Genomic DNA, 23,978 nt, shown 5'->3' on the forward strand with positions numbered 1-23,978 from the left:
GATGAAGTATCAACTACGTAATACAATGCTCGATATATTAATTCGAATTGAAAAGGATCATGGTTTCAGTAATTTACTTCTAAACCATGAATTAAAACAACGACAATTGAATGAAAAGGATGAACGTTTACTTACAGAAGTAGTGTATGGAAGTTTACAACATCAGATGACATTGGATTATTACTTATCTAAGTTTGTTAAATCAAAGAAAAAGTTAGATATATGGGTCCAATCTTTACTTAGAATGTCATTTTATCAAATGATTTATTTAGAGAAAGTACCTGACCATGCGGTAATTCATGAGTCCGTGGAAATTGCGAAACAGCGCGGGCATAAAGGAATATCATCTTTTGTAAATGGAGTATTACGTAGTTTACAACGTCAGGGAGTACCAGAATTAACTGAAATTAAAGACCCGATAGAACGTATAGCAATAGAGACGAGTCATCCAGAATGGTTAGTGAAACGATGGTCGGAAATGTATGGTATGGAAACGACTGCAAATATGTGTAGAAATAATTTAGAACATCATCCACTTTCCATCCGTATTCAACCTTTACGGACTTCTAGAGAAGATGTTATGGAAGAGTTGAAACAATCTGGTATTGAATGTCGTGCCTCTATATTTTCTAGCCAAGGTATTATTATTGAAAAAGGAAATATCTTTAGGACAAATCTTTTAAAAGATGGAAAAATTACTATACAAGACCAAAGTTCCATGCTTGTTGGTGAAATGTTAGCTGTGGAACCGGAGATGAATGTATTAGATAGTTGTAGTGCTCCTGGAGGGAAAGTGACACATGTCGCTGAGAAGATGCTAGATAAAGGTACAATCCATGCTTTTGATTTACATGCTAAAAAAATAAAATTAATTGATGAAAAAGCAACTACATTGCAATTGTCTTCTATCCTTGCGCAAAAAGGGGATGCGAGGAAGCTAGCAGATAAATATGAAAAAGAATCGTTTGATCGTATTGTTGTCGATGCACCTTGTTCTGGTTTAGGAGTAATTAATGGAAAGCCAGAAATTAAATATGAGAAATCTGAAGAAGATATTCAACGTTTAGCAAAAATTCAACAAGATATTTTAAATGAAGTGATTCCATTATTAAAAGAAAATGGACTATTAATTTATAGTACATGTACGGTTGATACAGAGGAAAATAATCAAGTCGTTCGTCAGGTCCTAAAGAACCACCAAGACATCTCCATTGATTTAAGCTTTCGCGATGAATTACCTGTAGAAATACAAGAGGCTCCTGGGTGGTCGGAAGAAGGATTGCAATTATTTCCACAAGATTTTCACACAGATGGCTTCTTCTTAACGAGATTAAAAAAAATCCGATAATTTCGTTTTGTTATTGGTAAATTTGTGCAATACTTGATGTAAAGATAGTTAATTATGATTATAATGAAATAAAATTGGAGATAGGGGGGGAACAAGTGGAAGGACATTTTCTTACAGACCGCGGTAAGGTTCGAAATCATAATGAAGATGCTGGTGGATTGTTTTACAATAAAAGTAATCAACTAATTGCAATTATTGCAGATGGTATGGGCGGTCACCAAGCGGGTGATGTTGCCAGCAAGTTAGCAACGGAAAGTATTAAACAAAAATGGTTAGAAACTGACCACTTGGGCGGTCCGGAACAAGTGGAAGGCTGGTTAAAAGAAGCAGTTCAACAAACGAATCAGCATATATTTAAAAAATCACAGGAAGATAAACGTTGTGAAGGAATGGGGACAACTGTAGTTATTGCTGTTGCATTAGAGGAATATGTAACGATTGCTCATGTTGGAGATAGCCGCTGTTATCTATTGAATGAAGATGGCTTCCAACAAGTAACCGAGGATCATTCTTTTGTAAATGAATTAGTTCGTATTGGGCAAATTTCTGAAGATGATGCTGAAATACACCCTCGTAAAAATGTGATTCTACGTGCGTTAGGAACGGATAATCAGGTCAATGTAGATTTAAAAACATTAACATGGCAAAAAAATGATCGATTATTATTGTGCTCGGATGGGTTATCGGATAAGGTAACTGAACACGAGCTAGCTGACTTTACAGATTCTACTAAGGATATTGAAGTAATTGGTAATGAACTGATTCAGTTAGCAAATAATCGGGGAGGAGAAGATAATATTTCTCTAATATTAATTGTCCATCCTGATAGTGCTGAGGAGGCAGGTGAGCCTGTTGAATAAAGGAGAACTGCTGAATGAACGCTATAAGATAATTAAGAAGATTGGCGGAGGCGGAATGGCCAACGTCTATCTTGCCCGAGATACAATACTAGAACGTGATGTAGCTGTAAAAGCATTACGAATGGAATATATACATGACCAAGAGTTTATCGCTCGCTTTGATCGTGAAGCACAATCAGCGACGAGCTTATCTCACCCTAATATTGTAAATATATTCGATGTAGGGGAAGAAGATCAATTATTGTATATGGTTATGGAATATGTCGATGGAATGACTTTAAAAGAATACATACATCAACATGGACCAATTGATGTTCCAGAAGCATTAGATATTATGAAGCAATTAACTTCTGCAATAGCACATGCACATGCAAATGAAATTGTTCATCGTGATATAAAACCACAAAATATTTTAATTAATAGTACCGGACAAGCCAAAGTGACAGATTTTGGTATCGCAATGGCGTTAAGTGCTACGGCTCTGACACAAACTAATTCTATTTTAGGTTCTGTGCATTATCTTTCTCCAGAACAAGCTCGTGGAGGAATGGCAACAAAAAAATCGGATATATATTCCATGGGTATTGTCTTATATGAACTATTAACAGGAAAATTACCTTTTTCAGGACAATCGCCTGTGTCGATAGCTCTTAAGCATTTGCAGAATAATACACCTTCTGTAAAAAAAGCAAATCCATCCATTCCCCAAAGTGTGGAAAATATTGTTTTACAGGCAACAGCCAAAGATCCATTCCATCGCTATAATAATATTTATGAATTAGAAGAGGCATTAGAAACTGCATTGGATCCTAATCGATTAGATGAAGAACCATTTTCATTACCAGAGGAAGTCGGCGACGAAACAAAAGCGATTCCAATCATTACTGATCAAGATAATGTAGTCGATAATAATAATGAAGATACCATTATTCATGCGACAAATCAGGGTACAAAAAATTATCCAGAAGAACCGCACGCGAAAGATAATAAAAAGAAGAAAAAAGGAAAAGTGAAAAAAGAACAGAAGAAATCCAAGAATAAAAAACCTAAATCAAAGAAGAAAAAAGTTTTTTGGATTGTATTTTCAATTCTGCTTTTAGCCCTTCTAGTAACTGGTATTACGGTATTTGCTACACAACCAAAAGATATTCCAATGCCAGATGTCATTGAGATGGATTCTGCAGATGCGAAACAGACACTAGAAGAGAGCAATTTAGAGGTAGAAGAAGAGGAAGTATTCTCAGATGAAATCGAAAATGGGCTTGTTGTACGTACTGACCCGAATGCTGGAAGAACGGTTAAGGAAGGCTCAACAGTTACCATGTTTGTAAGTCAAGGACAAGAACGTGTAGAAATGGAAGATTATGAAGGTCAGGACTTTGAACAAGTAAAAGAATTATTAGAAGAAGAAGGATTTACGGATATTACCTCTTATGAAAAATCATCTGAAGCGCCAGTAGGAGAGATTATTTCACAAATACAACCAGAAGCGGGAAGTGAAGTTGTTCCTGGGGAAACAAAGGTGATTTTTGAGATAAGCTCTGGTCCAGAACTGGTTAGTTTAAATAATCTAACTGGCATGTCAAAGGAAGAAGTTCAGGATTATATCGATCGGAATGAATTGACGATGAATTCTCATGAAGAATACTCAGACAACGTGGATGAAGGAAGAGTGATAAGACAAGAGCCACCTTCTGGTACTGATTTAGAGAAAGGTTCAACTGTTGATGTATATTTCTCTATGGGTCCAGAGGAAATACCTCCTCGTTCTCACACGGTCTCTTTCACCGTAAATTATGAGCCTCAGGAAGAAGAAGGTTCGGAGAATGAAGATGGTAATGAGGAAGAGCAGCAGCCTGTAGAACAAATTGTTCGAGTGTATATTGGTGATGTCAATAATGAAATTTCGGATGTTTACGAAGAAAGAGCGATTACAGAGGATGAAGAATTCACCTTTACTTTAATGGTTCCGCCTGATTCAGAGGCAGAGTATAAAGTTACGAGAGATGATGAGGTTATAAAAGAACGAAGTGTTTCATATGAAGGAGAAGAAGATTAGATGGCTGAAGGAAGGATTATAAAAGCGCTGAGTGGCTTTTATTACGTACAATCAGATAATCAACAATTCGTCTGTAAAGGAAGAGGGTTATTTCGAAACAAGAAAATAACTCCTCTAGTTGGTGATTATGTTGAATTTGAGCCAAAAGATGATAATGAAGGATATATAATGGAAATCAAAGAGAGGTCGAATGAATTAGTTCGACCTCCTATTGCTAATATCGATCAAGCAATAATAGTAAGCTCTGCAGTTGATCCTGACTTTACTACGTTACTGCTGGATCGATTTCTAGTATTAATTGAATCCAAGCATATCCAACCAATAATATTAATTACTAAAGTAGATTTATTAAACGAAGATCAACTTGAAAATATCAAGCTATATAAACAACATTATGAAAAAATAGGTTATCGAGTGGAATTAGTTTCCTCTAAAAATCAGGATCTTTTGCCTGAATTAGAACCTTATTTTGATGAGAAAGTATCTGTTTTTGCGGGTCAATCAGGAGTAGGAAAATCATCCTTAATCAATGTGCTAGATCCTTCATTATTATTAGAAACTGCAGAAATCTCTAAAAGTCTAGGTAGAGGCAAACACACTACTCGACATGTGGAATTAATGAAAATAGGAAATGGGTTAGTTGCTGATACACCAGGATTTAGTGTTTTAGAGTTTCGTGAAATTGAAGCAGAAGAATTAGCGGATAGTTTTCCGGAATTTAACGCTCGCATGCATTTATGTAAATTTAGAGGATGTATGCATGACAAAGAACCAAAGTGTGCAGTGAAAGAAGCTGTAGAAAACGAAGAAATTGCGGTTTTTCGTTACAATCATTATCTGCGTTTCTTAGAAGAAATACAGACAAGAAAGCCGAGGTATTAGAATGACAAAAATAGCACCATCAATATTATCAGCAGATTTTGCAAAGCTAGGACAAGAAATAAAGGAAGTAGAAGAAGCGGGTGCAGATTATATCCATGTTGATGTCATGGATGGGCATTTCGTCCCTAATATAACAATCGGTCCTTTAGTTGTCGAAGCGATTAGACCAATTACAGATTTACCTTTAGATGTTCACCTAATGATTGAAAATCCAGACGCATATATTCCTGCTTTTGCAGAAGCAGGTGCATCTATTATCACGGTACATCAAGAAGCGTGTGTACATCTGCATCGAACTTTACAGTTAATCCGTTCACACGGCGTGAAACCAGGGGTAGTTATTAATCCAGCAACACCTGTCGAAATGATTAAACCTATTCTTGCAGAAGTAGATCTTATCTTAATAATGACTGTTAATCCTGGTTTTGGTGGGCAATCATTTATTCAAGAGACAACGTCAAAAATAAAACAATTAGCAGATTGGCGAGAAAAGTATAAACTATCCTATGAAATCGAAGTAGATGGCGGAGTGAATGAAAAGACAGCAGGGATATGTACGACTAGTGGTGCTGATGTATTAGTAGCTGGGAGTGCTATCTTTAATCATGAAAATCGAAAACAAGCCATTGAATTGCTAAGAGAAAAGGCGAAAGTCTAATGAAAACCATTGGAATTATTGGCAATGGTCCGAAAAATATGCTCCCTGATCTAAACCAATACCAATATGAAGTAGATTTTTGGATAGGGGCAGATCGAGGGGCGCTTTATTTGGCAGAATCGAACCTAAATATAGATATTGCCCTCGGTGATTTTGACTCCGTCTCAGACGAAGAAAAACAAAAAATTAACAAACACGCCAAGAAAGTATTAACGTATTCTACCGAAAAAAACTATACTGATCTGGAACTTGCCATTCAAATTGCTAGTGATCTGCAAGTAGATCGTATACTATTATTTGGTGTTACTGGTGGTAGACTCGACCATGAATTAATGAATATTCAATTATTATATCGACTACTTCAAAAAAATGTTGAGGCGAAAATTATTGATCATTCTAATCAGATTGAGATGGTAGAATCGGGGAAGTATACAATTAATAATCAAGGCTACACCTATATATCTTTTATTTCTTTTACAAATAAAGTAGAAGGTTTGACTCTAGAAGGTTTTAAATATCCTTTAATAGATCAAACAATTGAATGGGGATCTTCTTTATGTATTTCAAACAAGCTTACTCAAAAAAAAGGTACTTTTTCTTTTCGGGCAGGCATACTATTACTAATAAAGAGTTGTGATACGATCCAGTAATCTTAGATTGCTGGATGGTAAAACAGGAGGGGTCCTTATTCATGAAATTTTATACGATTAAACTTCCTAAGTTTGTTGGTGGATTTGTGAAGGTTGTTATTGGTATTTTTAAAAAAGATAAGTGATAAGTAAACAGGCTTTTGTCATTGATGGCAGAAGCATTTTTTTTCATAAAACGAATCTTTGCATTCTGTTACTTGCAAGAAAATGTACTACTTCAAAAAAATCCACATAAAAAAACCTTATGCTATCACTAGCATAAGGTTTTTTTAATCATACGGTTATCATTGTATATTAGACGCGCTCAACTTTACCTGATTTTAGGGCGCGAGCGGATACATAAACTTTTTTCGGTTTACCGTCTACCATGATACGTACTTTTTGTACATTAGCTTTCCAATTACGCTTGTTGGAATTCATAGCGTGAGAGCGTTGGTTACCACTACGAGTTTGGCGTCCAGTTACAACACATTTTCTAGCCATGTTATTCCCTCCTTACTCTATAACTGTCTCAGTATTACTAATATAATTTACCATATGTAACCTAATAATGCAATTGAATCTTTCATATATAGGGATTTATAGTACTTTGGTTTCTCTAAATATAGTGTAACCAAATTATGGGATAAAGAAAAAAGACTTGACAGATAAAGGGATTTCGTCCATTGTATAAAGGGGAAATTTTACAAGCACTTATACTTAATCTTAGTACTTGCTTTTAAATTTATTAACGGTGTAGTATAATTTACTCAACTGTGTAGCTTATAATACGCATATACGATAATAATGTTAAATGATAAAATGACGATATATCATATAGGATTGGATTCTTAGTCATTCTTATTCTAAACTAAGACAAAATACAAGTTTTAAAAAAATGATTTTCGCCTAGCCATTTATAGGGGGAATACGAATTTTTCTATAATGGAAGCGCTGATTTATAGAGTACCATAAAGGAGGAACTATAAATGTCCATTGAATTAAACACAAATGACGGCCAAGTAACGATCACAACAGATGTTATAGCAACAATTGCTGGAGGAACTGCAGTGGAATGTTATGGAATCGTAGGAATGGCTTCAAAGAGTCAAATAAAAGATGGAATTGCTGAAATGCTGCGTAAAGAAAATTATTCACGTGGGATAGTTGTCCGTCAAGATGATGATAAGCTACATATAGACATGTATATTATTGTTAGTTATGGAACGAAAATTTCTGAAGTTGCTAATAATGTACAGTCACAGGTGAAATATACATTAAGCCAATCATTAGGATTGTCAATTGACTCTGTCAATATTTTTATTCAAGGAGTTCGTGTAGCGAAGGATTAGTTGCTACAGTTTATGAGGAGGAAATAGAGTGGCGATTGAAAAAATAGATGGTGTAATGTTATCACAAATGGTGCTCTCTGGAGCACATCATCTTTCTAATAACGCAAAGAAAATAGATGCTTTAAATGTATTCCCCGTACCAGATGGTGATACAGGAACGAATATGAATTTGTCAATAACTTCTGGAGCTAATGAAGTAAAAAAACTTGAAACTAATCATGCGTCTGAAGTTGCTAATGCATTCGCAAAAGGATTACTAATGGGTGCTCGTGGGAATTCTGGAGTTATATTATCGCAAATTTTCCGTGGCTTTGCGAAAGGAATGGAAACAGCAGAAACATTAACTGTTAAAGATTTAGCAAAGGCATTTGACGGAGGAGTTGCAACTGCCTATAAAGCAGTTATGAAGCCGGTAGAAGGTACAATTTTAACAGTAGCAAAAGATTCCGGAAAGAAAGCAATGGAAATTGCTGAACAACATACAGATATCATTGAATTTATGGAAGAAGTATTAAAAGAAGCGAAAGCGTCATTAAAACGTACTCCAGATTTATTACCTGTTTTAAAAGAAGTAGGTGTAGTAGATTCTGGTGGACAAGGTTTAGTAACGATTTATGAAGGTTTCTTAGCTGCTTTAAAAGGTGAAGAACTTCCAGAAGATGATGCTTCTAATGTAAATATGGATGAAATGGTAAATGCAGAGCACCATAAAGTTACGCAAGACTTCATGGATACGTCTGAAATAATTTATGGATACTGTACGGAGTTTATGGTTAAGTTTGAAGAAGATAAACTTAACAAAAATCCATTTAACGAAGATGACTTCCGTAATGAACTAAGTGAGTTGGGCGATTCGTTACTCGTTGTTTCGGATGATGAGATCGTAAAGGTACATGTTCATTCAGAGACACCAGGTACTTGTATGAACCTAGGGCAACGATATGGTAGTCTGATTAATATGAAGATCGAAAATATGCGTGAACAGCATACTGCCATTGTTGGAGATAAGAAGAAAGACATTCCTAAAGAAAAAACAGAATTTGCAATCGTAACAGTAGCCATGGGTAGCGGGTTAAAAACATTATTTGAAAGTCTTGGAGTGTCAGTAGTAATTGAAGGCGGACAAACAATGAATCCAAGTACCCAAGATATCAATGAAGCAATTAATCAAACAAATGCAAAAAATGTAATTGTTTTACCAAATAATAAAAACATCTTAATGGCTGCTGAGCAAGCAGCAGAAATAGCTGATGTAAATGTCCGTGTAGTCCCAACCAAAACAATTCCTCAAGGAATTAGTGCAGTTTTATCATTCCATCCGGATGTAGATATTGATGAAAATAAAGCAGTGATGGAAGAAGCAAGTCTACAAGTGAAAACAGGACAAATTACGTATGCAGTAAGAGATACAAAAATTGATGGCTTGCCGATAGAAAAAGGTAGCTTCATGGGTCTGAATGAAGGAAAGATTGTGAATACAAACAAAGACCAGTTAGAATCGGCAAAATCTTTAATTGAGCAATTGGTTACAGATGAAGATGAATTATTAACTGTTCTTTATGGGGAAGATGTTAATGAAGAAGAAGTTGAGAAATTAACAGCTTTTATTGAAGATACTTATGATCTTGAAGTAGAAGTTCATGATGGAAAACAACCTATATACTCTTATATCTTTTCTGTAGAATAGTAAACAAAAACAGGTGATGGAATTTATCCTTCACCTGTTTTAATATATCTGAGTCGATTTCATAATTTCCAATTTTTATTAAACAACCGAATGGTTAATAAGAATATAAACATCTTAAATGAGGTTGAGACATAACAAAAAATTCTTGCTAAAAGACGTATGAAAGCTAAAATAAGTGTAAGAAATATACGGAGACTCCTATGGGAGCAAGGCCTAGGCGAGACTCTGGAATGCGGAGCATCCGGAGGCTCGCCAGCCGCCCATGGAAAGCGCAGTATATTTCTGAAACGGGTTTTCATAGGCCGATCATTCGGATTTGTCTTTTGCGTGAATACTTTTGTCCCATTCTCATTTAAAAATTAAATACCAATTACTTTAAATGCAAATTCCAAGAAGAATAATCCTGAAATAATTAGCAATGGTATTGATATTTCTTCTTTTTTACCTAAAGCCCATTTAACAATTGGATAAGCAATAAATCCAAAAGCCATTCCATCCCCGATACTATAAGTAAAAGGTATCATGACAACAATTAACAGAGCTGGAATACAATCTGCGAGTTGCTGTAGGGGTAAATGCTTTATATTCTGTGCCATAAGAAAACCAACGATAATTAAGATAGGACTAATTGCTGTATTAGGGACTAAAGATATCCAAGGAATGAATATAATCGTTGCTAGGAACAATATCCCTGCAGTAATTGCTGCTTTTCCTGTTTTTCCACCTGATGCAATTACAGCAGCATTCTCAGCACTTGAGACCGTTGGAGAAGTTCCGAACAAAGCAGATGTCAACGAAGATGTTGCTGTAATTCGAAATGCTTTTTTATACCCTTTTTGTTTATCTAACATATCGAGTTGCCCGTTTAATATCCCCATATTTTCAAATATAAGAATTAGTGATAGCGTAAATATTGCCAACCAAAAGGATATATCTCCAATAGCTTGAAAAGATGGTATAAACATCAATTCGTTTAGCTGGAATTGTATCGAGCTAGCTTGTCTCGTTTCAACGCCAGTTACCACCGCGATTACAGTACCAATTACCATCGTTATTAAAAAATTAGCTGGGATATTTTTAACAAACAAGAAAATAGCAATAAATAAGGTAACTAAACCGGTAATCACTGCAGGTGATGTGAAATCTCCAATTGCAATTACGGTGCTATCTCCACTAATGACAATCCCGCTTTTTTCTAATCCGATAAGAATTAAGAAAAATCCTAATCCGACAGTAATAGCATGTTTTAATGAGTCTGGTATAGCTTCTTTTAAGATGGTTCCTAAACGGGTGAATGCAGTAATAACAAATATAAGGCCGGCAATCCATACAATGGCTAGCCCTTCTTGAAATGAGAAGTTGTTATTACCGATAATAGAATATGCAAATAATGCATTAATACCCATTCCAGGAATAAGTATTAGGGGGAGTTTACCAAATATCCCCATGATCATTGTTCCAACGAAACTAGCCATAATCGTTGCAATCATTCCAGTTTCTAAAGAAACACCTGCTTCACTTAAAATAGACCCATTCACAATAACGATATAAACGGTTGTAAAAAAGCCAATTACTCCAGCGATGATTTCCTTTCTTAATGAATCATGTTGCTCCATAATAAACCTCTGCAATCATGCTGTCCCTCTCCCGCCCAATAAAGCCGATATGCTTTATCCACAAAGAATTATTATAGTGACAGAAAGAAGGAAAGTCAAATTTAGCTTAGTATTAGAAGGTATGTTCGTTTTGATTCATGAATTATATAGGGATTTTTGTTATACTTATGAAGTAAGAAGAGATATATAAAGTAAAAAAATAGGCGGTGTTAACACATGAAATATAATTCAGTGTTTGATATAATCGGTCCGGTTATGGTAGGGCCATCTAGCTCACATACAGCAGGTGCTGCTCGTATAGGAAAAGCTGCAAGAAATCTATTTGGAAAACAGCCAAAATGGGCGAAAATTCATCTTTATGAATCTTTTGCAAAAACATACCGTGGTCATGGGACTGATTTCGCATTAGCCGGCGGATTATTAGGATTTGAAACAGATGATCCTCGTATGAATGATGCGTTAGAAATTGCCAAAGATCAAGGATTAGAAATCGAATTTATAGAAGACAGTGCCTCAGCAAGTCACCCGAATACGGCACGTCTTATTATTGGGGATGAAAATGACCAACAAGAATTGATGGGGATTTCTATAGGCGGAGGAAAAGTGGAAATTACTGAGCTAAACGGTTTTGAATTGAGATTGTCTGGGAATCATCCTGCAATTTTAATTATGCACAATGATCGATTTGGTGCAATCGCTTCCGTTACGAAAATACTTGCAAAACATGAAATTAACATTGGGCATATGGAAGTTAATCGGAAAGATGTTGGCAAAGAAGCTTTAATGGTAATCGAAGTCGATCAAAATATAGAAGATGAAATACTAAATGAATTAAATGCAGCAGATCATATCATTTCCATCTCAAAAATTGTAAGTTAAAGTGGTTTGATGTATCTCAAAGGAGGGTTTAACGATGTTTCGTACAGTTAAAGAGTTAGTTGACACAGCAAATGAAAAACAAATACCGATATCTGAAGTAATGATTTTGCAAGAAATGGAAGTAAAAGAACAGTCTCGAGAGCAAGTGATGGCTGAAATGGAAAAGAATCTCCAGGTGATGGGAAACGCAATTGAAGATGCTTTAAAAGGTGTAGAATCTGTGACAGGATTAACTGGTGGAGATGCGGTTAAAGTGCAAAAATATATGAAAGAAAAAACACCTTTATCTGGAAATTTAATGATGGATGCGGTAAGTAAGGCAATGGGTACCAATGAAGTGAATGCAGCAATGGGAATCATTTGCGCAACACCAACAGCAGGTAGTGCAGGATGCGTGCCAGGGACATTATTTGCCGTGAAAGAGCAGCTTAATCCGAGTCGGGAACAAATGATTCGCTACCTATTTACTTCTGGAGCATTTGGTTTTGTAGTTGCAAATAATGCGTTTATTTCAGGTGCAGCTGGTGGTTGTCAAGCGGAAGTAGGATCAGCAGGAGCGATGGCATCTGCTGCTATTGTGGAAATGGCAGGAGGTACACCAGAACAATCTTCACATGCATTTGCAATGACTTTAAAAAATATGCTTGGATTAGTATGTGATCCAGTAGCTGGTTTAGTAGAGGTACCTTGCGTAAAACGCAATGCTGGCGGATCCTCTTTAGCAATAGTATCTGCAGATTTAGCATTAGCTGGTGTAGAAAGTAGAATTCCTTGTGATGAAGTTATTGGAGCGATGTACCGTATTGGAAAACAAATGCCATCTAGTTTACGTGAAACAGGAGAAGGCGGATTAGCTGATACACCAACAGGTCGTTTATTAAAAGAGAAAATATTTGGGGTATCCGTGTAAAGAGAGTGTGATGTAAGTGATACAAAAACCTGTAACAGAAGTAAAAGGAATTGGAGAAAAAGTTGCCGAACAATTAGCGACGATGAATATTTATACAGTAGAGGATATGCTGGAATATTTTCCGTATCGATATGATATCTTTGAAAAAAAACCCCTACACGAATTAATCCATGATGATAAAGTAACTATAGAAGGGATAGTGGTCCATGACCCTTCCCTTACTTTTTATGGAAGAAAAAAATCTAGGCTTACCTTTACAGTAGAAGTTGATGGTGTCGCTGTTAAGGCTGTCATGTTTAATCGTTCATTTGCTAAAAAACAAATAACATCACAAAGTTGGATTACCTTAACTGGAAAATGGGATGCGCATCGTCTGCAAATAACGGTTAGTAACTATCAGCTAGGCAGGATGGAAGAAAAAAGTGCTATAAAACCAATTTATTCCGTTAAAGGCGATTTTACTTCCTATAAATTTCAAAAGCTTATTTCTAATACATTAAAAGATTCCGTAACAGAAATTAAAGAGATACTTCCTGCTACGTACTTAGATCAATATAAACTACCAAGCCGAGAGAATGCGGTTAAAACAATGCATTTTCCAAAAGATCGTGTGGAGTTGAAGCATGCCAGAAGGCGATTTATATATGAAGAGTTTTTGCTTTTTCAATTAAAAATGCAACTCTTTCGTAAAAAACATAGAGAATCTACAACAGGTAATCGTCAAGATTTTGATCAAGAGAAATTGACCTCTTTTATAAAGAGTTTTCCATTCAAATTGACAGATGCACAAAATCGAGCACTGAAGCAAATATTAAATGATATGAAGGATCCACATCGAATGAATCGCTTGCTTCAAGGGGATGTAGGTTCAGGGAAAACGGCTGTTGCCGCTATTTGCTTGTATGCATCTGTAACGTCTGGACAGCAAGGGGCGTTAATGGTGCCTACAGAAATTTTAGCAGAGCAACATTTTCAATCTCTTCAACAAATGTTTGGAGAACGAGCTGAGATTGCTCTCTTAACAGGATCTGTAAAAGGAAAGAAAAGAAGAGAACTGACTGAAAAAATTGAAAATCAAAAGATAGATATTGTCATAGGAACACATGCATTAATTCAAGGCGATGTGTTTTTTAAAAACTTAGGATTAGTTATTGTAGATGAGCAGCATCGTTTCGGTGTAGAGCAAAGACGGGTGCTACGAGACAAAGGGTTACATCCAGATGTGTTATTTATGACAGCGACGCCAATTCCTAGAACACTTGCAATAACAGCTTTTGGAGATATGGATGTTTCGGTGATTGATCAACTTCCTTCAGGGCGAAAAGAAATAGAAACGTTATGGGTGAAAGCCAATACCTTTGATCGAATATTAGACTTCGTAAGGAAGCGTGTTGATGAAGGGGAACAAGCATATGTAATAAGTCCGCTCATCGAAGAATCAGATAAACTAGATATACAGAATGCGGTGGAATTATATCATCAACTCGAAGCTTATTATTCTGATGATATTCGAATTGGGTTAATGCATGGGCGATTAACTGCAAATGAAAAAGAGGACGTTATGCGTCAATTTGCAGAAAATAAAATTCAGGTGCTTGTGTCTACAACGGTAGTAGAAGTAGGTGTGAACGTTCCAAATGCGACAATAATGATTATTTATGATGCTGAGCGTTTTGGATTATCACAATTACATCAATTAAGAGGAAGAGTTGGGCGCGGTGAGAAACAAAGTTATTGCATACTTATTGCCGAACCAAAGGGAGAAATCGGAAAAGAACGTATGCGAATTATGACAGAAACTACGGATGGATTCGAGTTGTCAGAGCAAGATTTGCAGCTGCGAGGACCAGGTGATTTTTTTGGAAAAAAACAAAGTGGAATGCCAGAATTTAAAGTAGCGGATATGGTACATGATTATCGAGCGCTTGAAACAGCAAGAGATGATGCATCCATCATTCTTGAAAATAATCTTTTAGAAGAGGAAGATTATCAACAAGTTCGCTCTATTCTAGAAGAAGAAATAAATCGAATGGAAAAATTGGATTAATAGCCTGTCGTTTTTCGAATTCGGATCTATAAAAACAACGTGATTGTGCTTGAGATGGAGAATGGTGAATCTTCACAAGATAAATGAGATTATTAGATAAATCCGGTGCTTGCTACAATGTGAAAGATACTACATCGAAGTCTACTTAGTACAGCATTCATATTTTATACAGATAGCTTGCATAAATAAGCTGACTATTATATATTACTATTAGTACCAAGTCTTAAATTCGAATGAAAGATAGTTGATGCAGATGAAAAGATCGAAAGTTGAACGTCAAAGTATGCTTAAAGAAAAAATAGAATTAACACCTTTTGTAACGGATGAACAATTAGCAAAAGAATTCCACGTAAGCATTCAGACGATTCGCCTGGATCGAATGGAATTAGCTATTCCAGAATTAAGAGAGCGAATTAAACATGTTGCGACCAATCAATGGAATGAAACAGTTAAAGCATTGCCCTTAGAGGAAGTTATTGGAGAAGTTATTGATTTAGAGCTAGACGAGCGAGCAATATCAATCATGGATATCACACCAGATTTAGTATTTTCGAGAAATAAAATTGCTCGAGGGCATCATATATTTGCACAAGCAAATTCATTAGCAGTCGCTGTTATCAATGATGAACTTGCTTTAACGGCAAAATCAAATTTGAAATTCACGAGACAAGTGAACGAAGGAGAACGTGTTATAGCAAAAGCTATCGTAAAAGGAAAAGACAATCGGGATCGTACGATTGTAGAAGTGAGCAGCTATGTAGAAAATGAACTTGTCTTTACAGGTGAATTTTTTATGTTCCATTCTAGTAATGAAAAAGGAGAAAATTAATATGCGTTTAGCAATAGATGCGATGGGTGGGGACCATGCACCAAAGGAAGTTGTTCTTGGTGCGATGGATGCTGTAAAGGAATTAGATGTTGAAATTACATTATATGGTGATGAAAATCAAATTAGCCCTCATCTAACGAATAATAAAAATATTACAATAGTACATACAGAAGAAGTAATTACTAGTAATGATGAGCCAGTTCGTGCAGTAAGAAGAAAGAAAAACGCTTCACTGGTACTCATGGCAAATGCAGTTAAAGAAAAACAAGCTGATGCGTGTATATCTGCCGGGAATACTGGGGCCTTAATGAGCGCAGGGCTCTTTGTAGTCGGAAGAATTCCAGGGATAGACCGTCCAGCACTTAGTCCAACATTACCAACGGTCGATGGTAAAGGATTTTTAATGCTTGATGTTGGAGCGAATGTAGACGCTAAGCCAGACCACTTACTGCAATATGCAATTATGGGATCCATTTATTCTGAAAAAGTAAGAAAGATTCAACAGCCAAGAGTGGGACTTCTAAATGTAGGAACCGAAGACGGAAAAGGTAATGATCTTACAAAGAAAGCATTTGAATTATTGCAATCTGCACCTATAAATTTCGTTGGTAACGTGGAAGCGAGAGATATTTTAAATGGTGTCGCTGATGTAGTAGTAACCGATGGATTTAGCGGAAATGTTGCACTAAAAACGATTGAAGGAACAGCAGAAACCATCTTCTCTCTGTTAAAAGGAACATTAATGTCTTCTACCAAAACAAAATTAGCTGCTGCGTTAGTCAAGAAGGATTTGGGAGGGCTAAAAGATAAGCTTGATTATTCTGAGTATGGAGGAGCTGGACTATTCGGCCTTGCTGCTCCGGTAATTAAAGCGCACGGTTCTTCCAATGCTAGAGCAATCTATAATGCTATTAAGCAAGCAAAACATATGGTGGAATTTGAAGTTACACCGACGATAACAGCTACAGTGGAATCTATAGGGAAAGTAGAGGAGGAGTAAACTTGAAAAAAGTAGCATTCATGTTTCCTGGACAAGGTTCACAAACAGTCGGGATGGGTAAGGAATTATATGATGCACATCCAATGATTCAAGAGCTTTATTCAGAAGCAAACCAGATATTAGATAAAGATATTCAAGAATTAATGTTTGAAGGGCCTGAGAAAGAGTTAACCCAGACAGAAAACACACAACCAGCTCTTTTATTATCAAGTGTAGCTGTTCAAAAATTATTAGAAGAACGAGGAGTAACTCCAGCAATGACAGTCGGTCATAGTCTAGGGGAATATAGTGCTCTAGTTGCTTCAGGAGCATTTACTTGGCAAGACGCTTTAACATTAGTGCAAATACGTGGACGATTAATGGAAGCAGCATTTCCGAAAGGGCAGGGAACGATGGCTGCAGTACTAGGTCTTGATGCAACTACGATTGAATCGACTTTATCAGAAATTAAAGATCAAGTAGTTGATATTGCTAACCTGAATTGTCCAGGCCAAGTTGTTATTTCTGGATCTGTAAAAGGTGTAGAACAGGCAACTATTCTTTTGAAAGATAAAGGAGCAAAACGAGTACTTCCGTTAAATGTAAGTGGACCATTCCATTCAAAGCTAATGAAGGCAGCAAATGATGAGTTCGCTACTTATTTAGATGATGTAGAAATTAGTGATGCAAAACCACCAGTATATGCAAATGTATCAGCAAGTGCTACATCAGATAGCGGAGAATTAAAGGAATTACTACTTAAACAACTATATTCTCCAGTCAGATTTGAAGAGTCGATAAATCATATGATTGAAAGTGGTGTCGATGCCTTTGTCGAAATTGGGACAGGGAAAGTTTTATCGGGGTTAGTAAAGAAAATCAACCGCCGAATGCCTACTTTTGCAATTCAAGACCAGGCATCTCTAGATAAATTTATGGAATGGTACGAGGAGGAAGTATAAATGCTACAAGGGAAAAATGCGATCGTAACAGGAGCTTCTCGAGGTATAGGTAGATCTATTGCACTTGAACTTGCAAAACAAGGTGCAAATGTTGTAGTGAATTATGCGGGAAGTGAAGATAAAGCAGAAGAGGTAGTTCAAGAAGCGATAAGTCTTGGTGTTCGTTCGTTCAAATTCCAGGCAAATATCTCAAATGAGTCAGAAGTAAAGGAAATGATGAAGTCCGTTACAAATGAATTTGGTACTATTGATATTCTTGTGAACAATGCTGGGATAACAAAAGATAATCTCTTGATGCGGATGAAAGAAGATGAATTTGATCAAGTAGTACAAACAAATTTAAAAGGTACATTCTTATGTACGAAAGCAGTTACACGGCAAATGATGAAACAAAAATCTGGAAGAATTATCAATGTGGCTTCTATCGTAGGGGTGAGCGGTAATCCAGGACAAGCAAATTATGTAGCTGCAAAAGCAGGAGTAATTGGTTTAACAAAAACATCTGCAAAAGAATTAGCTTCTAGAAATATTTTAGTAAATGCAGTAGCTCCAGGTTTTATTTCTACGGATATGACGGATCAATTAAGTAAAGAACAACAAGATTCACTCCTAAGTCTTGTGCCATTAGAGCGTTTTGGTAAACCGGAAGATGTAGCGAGAGTAGTTCGTTTCTTAGCAACAGAAGATGCCAATTATATTACAGGTCAAACAATCCATATTGACGGTGGTATGGTGATGTAATACAATGACATAGCTAAACTTTTAGTTATGGTAGGGATTAACCCAAAAGTAATTGGAAAGAAAACAAACGTAAGCAGTTTATGAAGAATATTCTTTGAAAGGGGGTGAAGGAAGTGGCAGAAGTATTTGACCGTGTGAAAGAAATTATAATTGATCGCCTTGATGTGGAAGAGTCTAAAGTAACTATGGAAGCATCTTTTAAAGATGATCTAGACGCAGATTCTCTAGATGTGGTGGAACTTGTTATGGAATTAGAAGATGAATTCGATATGGAAATCGCAGATGAGGATGCTGAAAAAATAAATACAGTAGGTGATGCTGTAGATTACATAAACAGCAAAGCTTAATTGAATTTATATTGGTTCACTCAGAGGTTGGGATTTAAATAAAAGGTTTAATTTAAAGGCAATTAGTTATATAGCATAACGAATCAATCATACGTAAAGTCCTAATGTGAGATATACTTTTTAAAGCAAAAGTAGCGTATTAAAAAATGTTGTGTTTTCTGCCTCTATTTAAACACTTTTTATATCTCAACCTCTTCTTATCTATAATTGTAAAAGTCTTGAGAAGCTTTAACTAGATTTGATCTTGTTTTATTCTTCTTAGCCAATCACAAGTGTAAGTTTCATTTTATTATAGGAGGTGTCTAAATGGATATACGTCCATTGGAGGAACACTTAGGTATCTCTTTTCAACAAAAAGCATTGTTAAAGGAAGCCTTTACCCATTCATCGTATGTGAATGAGCATCGGAAACAACGACTATCCGATAATGAGCGTCTGGAATTTTTAGGGGACGCAGTTTTGGAATTAGCTGTATCACAGTATTTATATCGTAATAATAAAGATATGCCAGAAGGAGAAATGACAAAGCTTCGAGCGGCCATTGTATGTGAACCTTCCTTGAAAAACTTTGCAGAAGAGTTGGAATTTGGCAAATTCCTGCGATTAGGTAAAGGCGAACAGCAAACAGGAGGAAGAGAGAGACCTGCTATTTTGGCGGATGCTTTCGAAGCATTTCTAGGGGCCCTCTATTTAGATCAGGGCTTTGATAATGTGCTGGATTTCTTAAATATCCATGTTTTTCCTAAGTTAACAACGGGTGCTTTTTCGCATGCGATGGATTATAAAAGTCAATTACAAGAATTTGTTCAACAACATAAAGATCAAAAGATTGAATATAGGATCATCGAGGAAAAGGGACCATCACATAATAAGGAATTTGTTGCCGAAGTAGTCATTCAAGAAAAAGCTGCTGGGATTGGTACAGGTCGCACTAAAAAAGAAGCGGAACAACGAGCTGCAAAAAATGCGCTAGATAGTATCAATAACAGTTAATAAAAAATCTCAAGGTTAAAATTATCCTTGAGATTTTGTGTATTATTTACGTATGCTTGATAGTTCTTGGATGAATGCTTGTTTTTCCAATGCGCTTAACTGCCCTTTGGTTTTTACCATTTCATACATCATCTTTAGATCTTCATATTTGTCAAGGTTGTAATCTTCCACTTCCATAATAGATCGATTCACAATTTGAAGCTCCTCCGCGAGTGTATCCAATATATATTTCATATTTTCAGTGCTTGGTTGATCTAGATTCATCATCTTCCTCCTTCAAATACTTAACTTTTCGTACTATATCATAACATAGGATGACACATTGAATACTACTATTTTTGATAGAATTATTAAAATGCTCTAATTATCTGTCAAAATTAACGAAGTATAGCAACTAAATAGTCTCAACCATATGCGAAATAACGATAATATGGTAAAATATATTAGTTAAAATACAGATAGATTAGGTATTTATTCAGTCGTTTACATAGATATTTTTGCTGTCTCAGATTTGTTTTTAAGGGTTAAACAATTGATTCTGTTACATAGCATGCAAGAGTCAAATCTAAACCATTTTGAAAAAGGAATCCAAAAGAGAGCAGCTGGTTTAAAAATAGGAGAATGATAATGTATTTAAAACGTTTAGAGAGTAAAGGATTTAAATCATTTGCAGAGCGAATAGGTGTTGATTTCGTTTCCGGAGTAACAGCGGTTGTTGGACCAAATGGAAGTGGAAAAAGTAACATTACAGATGCGATACGCTGGGTACTAGGAGAACAATCTGCAAAATCACTACGTGGATCTAAAATGGAAGATATTATATTTCAGGGTAGTGAGACACGAAAAGCATTAAATGTAGCTGAAGTTACACTTGTACTTGATAATCAAGATCAACGTGTTCCGCTGGATTATGAAGAAGTCAGTGTGACAAGACGAGTCTATAGATCAGGAGAAAGTGAATTCTATATTAACAAACAACCATGTCGATTAAAAGATATAATTGACTTGTTCATGGACTCGGGCTTAGGGAGAGAAGCATTCTCGATTATTAGTCAAGGAAAAGTAGAAGAGATATTAAGCTCAAAAGCAGAAGAACGAAGAACGATTTTTGAAGAAGCCGCTGGAGTCTTAAAATATAAACAACGAAAGAAGAAAGCGGAATATAAACTTGCAGAAACACAGGAAAACTTAAATCGTGTAGAAGATATCATCTATGAGATTGAACAACAAATAGATCCGTTGAAAGAGCAAGCTGAACGAGCAAACCGCTATCAACAATTACATGGTCAACTGAGAGATACAGAAGTTGCACTGTTAATAACTGAAATAGAGCGAATTCATAAAGAGTGGCAAGTAGTATTGCAAGATTTGGAAGTAGAAAAAGATAATCAAGCAAAACAGCAACAGCAAGTAAAGTCAGTAGAAAATCGGTTGTTTGAACAAAAACAAGTGTCTTCAACTATTGATGAATCATTAGAGAAATTACAATCTACACTATTGCAAGCTACGGAACAATTGGAAAAATATGAAGGTAGAAAACAACTACTCGATGAACGTTCGAAACATTTGGGTGAAAATCGAGAAAAGTTAATACAGCAACTACAAGAAATAGACCAACAAATAGAAGTACTTGCGAATGATTTAAAAACAGAACAAAGTAATTTAGCAGATATTCAACAATCCAAAAAGCAAACCAAAGACAAAGTAGAAATACTTCGTGAAAAATTATCTACAAGTCAAGAAAAAATTGCAGATCAGATTGAAGATTTGAAATCCGAATATATTGATTTGCTAAATCAACAAGCTGCAAAAAGAAATGAACTACAATCGGTAACACAACAAACGGAGCAAATTGATCAAAAAAGTGAACATCAGTCGTCAAAATTCAAGGATTTGGTAACAAAAAGAGAGCAGTTTCAATCTGAAAAAGAAGATGCCGAAAAAACATTAAACGCAATTGATGCCGAATTAAAAGCCAAAGAAAACGAATTGATGAATGTAAAGGTTGAGTTGCAGTCTGAGCGAGGAAATTTTGAAGATGCACAATCTAAATTGTATCAAGGTTATCAATACATCGAAAAGCTAAAATCCAAGAAAGAGATGCTCGAAGAAATGAAAGAAGATTACCAAGGATTCTTTCACGGTGTAAAATCCATTTTAAAAGCAAGAGAAGACAAAAAACTTCAAGGAATTGAAGGTGCCGTCATCGAATTAATGGAAGTACCAAAAGAGTATGTGACTGCAATGGAAACCGTATTAGGTGGCCAAGCACAGCATATTGTAGTTACGGATGACCAAGCAGCAAGAAAATCAATTGGTTGGTTAAAGCAAACGAATAATGGTCGTGCGACATTTCTTCCACTAGCTTCCATTCAAGAAAGATTTATTTCCAATGAATGGTTGGCGAAGATTAGTACGCAGAAGGGCTTTGTAGGCATTGCCGCAAATTTAATTAAAGTCGATGATAAATACAAAAAAGTACTTAATCACTTAATGGGGCATGTAATTATAGCAAAAACATTAAAAGACGCGAATGAAATTGCAAAACAAGTGCAGCGTCGTTATCGAATTGTCACTTTAGAAGGAGATGTAGTCAATCCTGGAGGTTCGATGTCTGGGGGGGCACAAAAAAAATCAAATCAGTCTTTATTTACGAGAGAAAAAGACCTACAAGAAATTTCTGATCGATTAGAAGAATTTCAACACAAGGCGCTACAATTTGAACATACAGTAAAGAAGCGTAAAGAACTTATACAAGAACTGGAATTCAAGCTTTCAGAAGGGGATAAAGACAAGTCTAAGTTACAAGAACGATTACAATCCCAAACAAATATATTGAATGAATTAGAAATAAAATTGACATCTGTTAATGATAATTTATCTATTTATGATATGGATAAACAACAATATGCCCAAGACGTAGATCGATTATCGACTAGGAAGAATCAGTTAACAAATGAGTTAGATACTATCAAGCAACAGTTAGAGAAAATCCAGTCAGAAATTGATAAATTAACTGAAGAAGAATCTCTTTGGAAGGAAAATCGCGAAAAACTTCAAGATGAATATCATCATTTACAAGTTCAATTAGCAGAACAAGAAGAGAGATTAAAGCACCAGCAATTAAAAACAAAAGAACTGCAAAATCAATATGCAGAAGCTATAGAGCGCAAAGATGATCAGGTTGCTGAATTAACAAATCTGGATGAAATCCACGATTCCGAGGAATCAGAGGAACAAATAGACGAAATTATAGAAGCAAATAGAAAAAGCAAACAAGAAGCCTCTACAGAAATAGCTGAGCAACGTGAAAAAAGAATGCAGCAAGTCCATTACTTAGATCAGTTGGATGAACAATTGAAAAAAGAAAATCACCAACTTGAAGAAATAAATGAAAGAAAACAACAGGCAGAAGTAAAATCCAATCGACTAGATGTAGAATTAGAGAACCGATTAAGTCAATTAGAAAAAGAGTATACAACAACGTATGAAAGAGCATGTGAAGAATTTGACAAGGTGGAAAACATCCAAGAATCTCAAGTGGAAGTAGACCGGTTAAAAGCGGATATAGAAAGGCTGGGTACTGTTAATCTAGGGGCCATTGAAGAATTTGAACGTATTTCGGAACGATATAATTTCTTGTCAGAACAAAAAAATGACTTAGTTGAAGGAAAACAAACACTATACTCTGTTATTAGCGAAATGGATACAGAAATGAAAAATCGTTTTGAAGAAACATTTAATAAAATTAAAGAGGAATTTGCAACTGTCTTTACACATTTATTTGGTGGCGGGTATGCAGAGCTAAAGCTAACGGATCCAACCAATTTATTAGAAACTGGAATTGACATTATAGCACAACCACCAGGAAAGAAATTGCAGCATCTAGGATTACTATCCGGTGGAGAACGGGCATTAACAGCAATTGCCTTGCTATTTGCGATATTAAGGGTTCGACCGGTACCGTTTTGTATTTTAGATGAAGTAGAAGCAGCTTTAGATGAAGCAAATGTTGCTAGATTTGCTAAATATGTAAAACAATATAGTAATGAAACTCAATTTATTGTTATTACTCACCGTAAAGGTACAATGGAAGAGGCGGATGTATTATACGGAGTTACGATGCAAGAGTCGGGAGTATCAAGATTAGTTTCTGTTCGTCTTGAAGATACAAAGGAATTAATTCGTTCATAGGAGGAA

Annotated in this window: 22 protein-coding genes; 19 read left to right on the top strand and 3 right to left on the bottom strand. The window is 35.7% G+C overall.

Features of this window, described 5'->3' with window-relative positions; translation table 11 throughout:
- Position 1 precedes the first annotated feature (1 nt).
- From rsmB to spoVM, 7 genes are all read left to right on the top strand, one after another.
- Positions 2–1,348 carry a 16S rRNA (cytosine(967)-C(5))-methyltransferase RsmB gene (rsmB, locus tag OB_RS07815; RefSeq protein ID WP_011065908.1) on the top strand — a complete coding sequence of 449 codons (1,347 nt, stop codon included), beginning with the start codon at positions 2–4 and terminating at the stop codon, positions 1,346–1,348.
- Positions 1,349–1,443: 95 nt separating this feature from the next.
- Positions 1,444–2,208 carry a Stp1/IreP family PP2C-type Ser/Thr phosphatase gene (locus OB_RS07820; protein WP_011065909.1) on the top strand — a complete coding sequence of 255 codons (765 nt, stop codon included), beginning with the start codon at positions 1,444–1,446 and terminating at the stop codon, positions 2,206–2,208.
- Positions 2,201–4,267, top strand: coding sequence for a Stk1 family PASTA domain-containing Ser/Thr kinase (gene pknB / locus OB_RS07825; protein WP_011065910.1), 2,067 nt, complete (start codon positions 2,201–2,203; stop codon positions 4,265–4,267). The genes OB_RS07820 and pknB overlap by 8 nt, the downstream gene beginning before the upstream one ends.
- The gene (rsgA, locus tag OB_RS07830; RefSeq protein WP_011065911.1) at positions 4,268–5,149 is read left to right on the top strand and encodes a ribosome small subunit-dependent GTPase A; all 882 of its coding nucleotides are present in this window, start codon (positions 4,268–4,270) and stop codon (positions 5,147–5,149) included.
- A gap of 1 nt (position 5,150) precedes the next feature.
- Positions 5,151–5,807 (top strand): ribulose-phosphate 3-epimerase, encoded by a 657-nt coding sequence (gene rpe, locus OB_RS07835; protein ID WP_011065912.1) that lies wholly within the window; start codon positions 5,151–5,153, stop codon positions 5,805–5,807.
- Positions 5,807–6,457: a thiamine diphosphokinase gene (locus OB_RS07840; protein ID WP_011065913.1), complete on the top strand. Its 651-nt coding sequence runs from the start codon at positions 5,807–5,809 to the stop codon at positions 6,455–6,457. The genes rpe and OB_RS07840 overlap by 1 nt, the downstream gene beginning before the upstream one ends.
- 41 nt (positions 6,458–6,498) lie before the next feature.
- On the top strand, positions 6,499–6,582 hold the full coding sequence (gene spoVM, locus OB_RS07845; protein WP_011065914.1) for a stage V sporulation protein SpoVM: 84 nt from the start codon (positions 6,499–6,501) through the stop codon (positions 6,580–6,582).
- 169 nt (positions 6,583–6,751) lie between these two features.
- Here the strand turns inward: spoVM and rpmB are convergent, their stop codons facing one another.
- Positions 6,752–6,940: a 50S ribosomal protein L28 gene (gene rpmB, locus OB_RS07850; RefSeq protein WP_010649390.1), complete on the bottom strand. Its 189-nt coding sequence runs from the start codon at positions 6,938–6,940 to the stop codon at positions 6,752–6,754.
- A gap of 485 nt (positions 6,941–7,425) precedes the next feature.
- Here rpmB and OB_RS07855 point away from each other — a divergent pair, with 485 nt between their 5' ends.
- Together OB_RS07855 and OB_RS07860 are read left to right on the top strand one after the other, a co-directional pair.
- Positions 7,426–7,788 (top strand): Asp23/Gls24 family envelope stress response protein, encoded by a 363-nt coding sequence (locus tag OB_RS07855; protein ID WP_011065915.1) that lies wholly within the window; start codon positions 7,426–7,428, stop codon positions 7,786–7,788.
- 28 nt (positions 7,789–7,816) lie between these two features.
- Entirely contained in the window at positions 7,817–9,475 is a 1,659-nt protein-coding gene (locus tag OB_RS07860; RefSeq protein ID WP_011065916.1) for a DAK2 domain-containing protein, read from the top strand.
- A gap of 359 nt (positions 9,476–9,834) precedes the next feature.
- Here OB_RS07860 and OB_RS07865 read toward each other — a convergent pair whose 3' ends face one another.
- Positions 9,835–11,091, bottom strand: a complete 1,257-nt coding sequence (locus tag OB_RS07865; protein WP_041544128.1) for an NCS2 family permease — start codon at positions 11,089–11,091, stop codon at positions 9,835–9,837.
- 216 nt (positions 11,092–11,307) lie between these two features.
- Between OB_RS07865 and sdaAB the strand changes: the two genes are divergently transcribed.
- The 9 genes from sdaAB (at position 11,308) to rnc (ending at position 19,778) form a co-directional block, all read left to right on the top strand.
- On the top strand, positions 11,308–11,970 hold the full coding sequence (gene sdaAB, locus OB_RS07870) for an L-serine ammonia-lyase, iron-sulfur-dependent subunit beta (RefSeq protein WP_011065918.1): 663 nt from the start codon (positions 11,308–11,310) through the stop codon (positions 11,968–11,970).
- 34 nt (positions 11,971–12,004) lie between these two features.
- The gene (sdaAA, locus tag OB_RS07875; protein WP_011065919.1) at positions 12,005–12,880 is read left to right on the top strand and encodes an L-serine ammonia-lyase, iron-sulfur-dependent, subunit alpha; all 876 of its coding nucleotides are present in this window, start codon (positions 12,005–12,007) and stop codon (positions 12,878–12,880) included.
- Between the two features lie 16 nt (positions 12,881–12,896).
- Complete coding sequence (gene recG, locus OB_RS07880; protein WP_011065920.1) at positions 12,897–14,927, top strand: ATP-dependent DNA helicase RecG; 2,031 nt, start codon at positions 12,897–12,899, stop codon at positions 14,925–14,927.
- A 253-nt stretch (positions 14,928–15,180) separates the two neighbouring features.
- Positions 15,181–15,756, top strand: coding sequence for a transcription factor FapR (fapR, locus tag OB_RS07885; protein ID WP_011065921.1), 576 nt, complete (start codon positions 15,181–15,183; stop codon positions 15,754–15,756).
- A gap of 1 nt (position 15,757) precedes the next feature.
- On the top strand, positions 15,758–16,756 hold the full coding sequence (gene plsX / locus OB_RS07890) for a phosphate acyltransferase PlsX (RefSeq protein ID WP_011065922.1): 999 nt from the start codon (positions 15,758–15,760) through the stop codon (positions 16,754–16,756).
- A 2-nt stretch (positions 16,757–16,758) separates the two neighbouring features.
- Positions 16,759–17,697, top strand: a complete 939-nt coding sequence (gene fabD, locus OB_RS07895; RefSeq protein ID WP_011065923.1) for an ACP S-malonyltransferase — start codon at positions 16,759–16,761, stop codon at positions 17,695–17,697.
- On the top strand, positions 17,698–18,438 hold the full coding sequence (fabG, locus tag OB_RS07900; protein WP_011065924.1) for a 3-oxoacyl-[acyl-carrier-protein] reductase: 741 nt from the start codon (positions 17,698–17,700) through the stop codon (positions 18,436–18,438).
- A gap of 113 nt (positions 18,439–18,551) precedes the next feature.
- A complete protein-coding gene (gene acpP, locus OB_RS07905) occupies positions 18,552–18,785 on the top strand; it encodes an acyl carrier protein (protein WP_011065925.1) in 234 nt (77 codons plus the stop codon).
- A gap of 306 nt (positions 18,786–19,091) precedes the next feature.
- Positions 19,092–19,778, top strand: coding sequence for a ribonuclease III (gene rnc / locus OB_RS07910; RefSeq protein ID WP_011065926.1), 687 nt, complete (start codon positions 19,092–19,094; stop codon positions 19,776–19,778).
- 42 nt (positions 19,779–19,820) lie between these two features.
- Here the strand turns inward: rnc and OB_RS07915 are convergent, their stop codons facing one another.
- Complete coding sequence (locus OB_RS07915; RefSeq protein ID WP_011065927.1) at positions 19,821–20,042, bottom strand: DUF1128 domain-containing protein; 222 nt, start codon at positions 20,040–20,042, stop codon at positions 19,821–19,823.
- 363 nt (positions 20,043–20,405) lie between these two features.
- On the opposite strand from OB_RS07915, the gene smc reads away from it, so the two are divergent.
- A complete protein-coding gene (gene smc / locus OB_RS07920; RefSeq protein ID WP_011065928.1) occupies positions 20,406–23,972 on the top strand; it encodes a chromosome segregation protein SMC in 3,567 nt (1,188 codons plus the stop codon).
- Positions 23,973–23,978 lie beyond the last annotated feature (6 nt).

Source organism: Oceanobacillus iheyensis HTE831 (genome assembly GCF_000011245.1).
GTDB lineage: Bacteria > Bacillota > Bacilli > Bacillales > Amphibacillaceae > Oceanobacillus > Oceanobacillus iheyensis.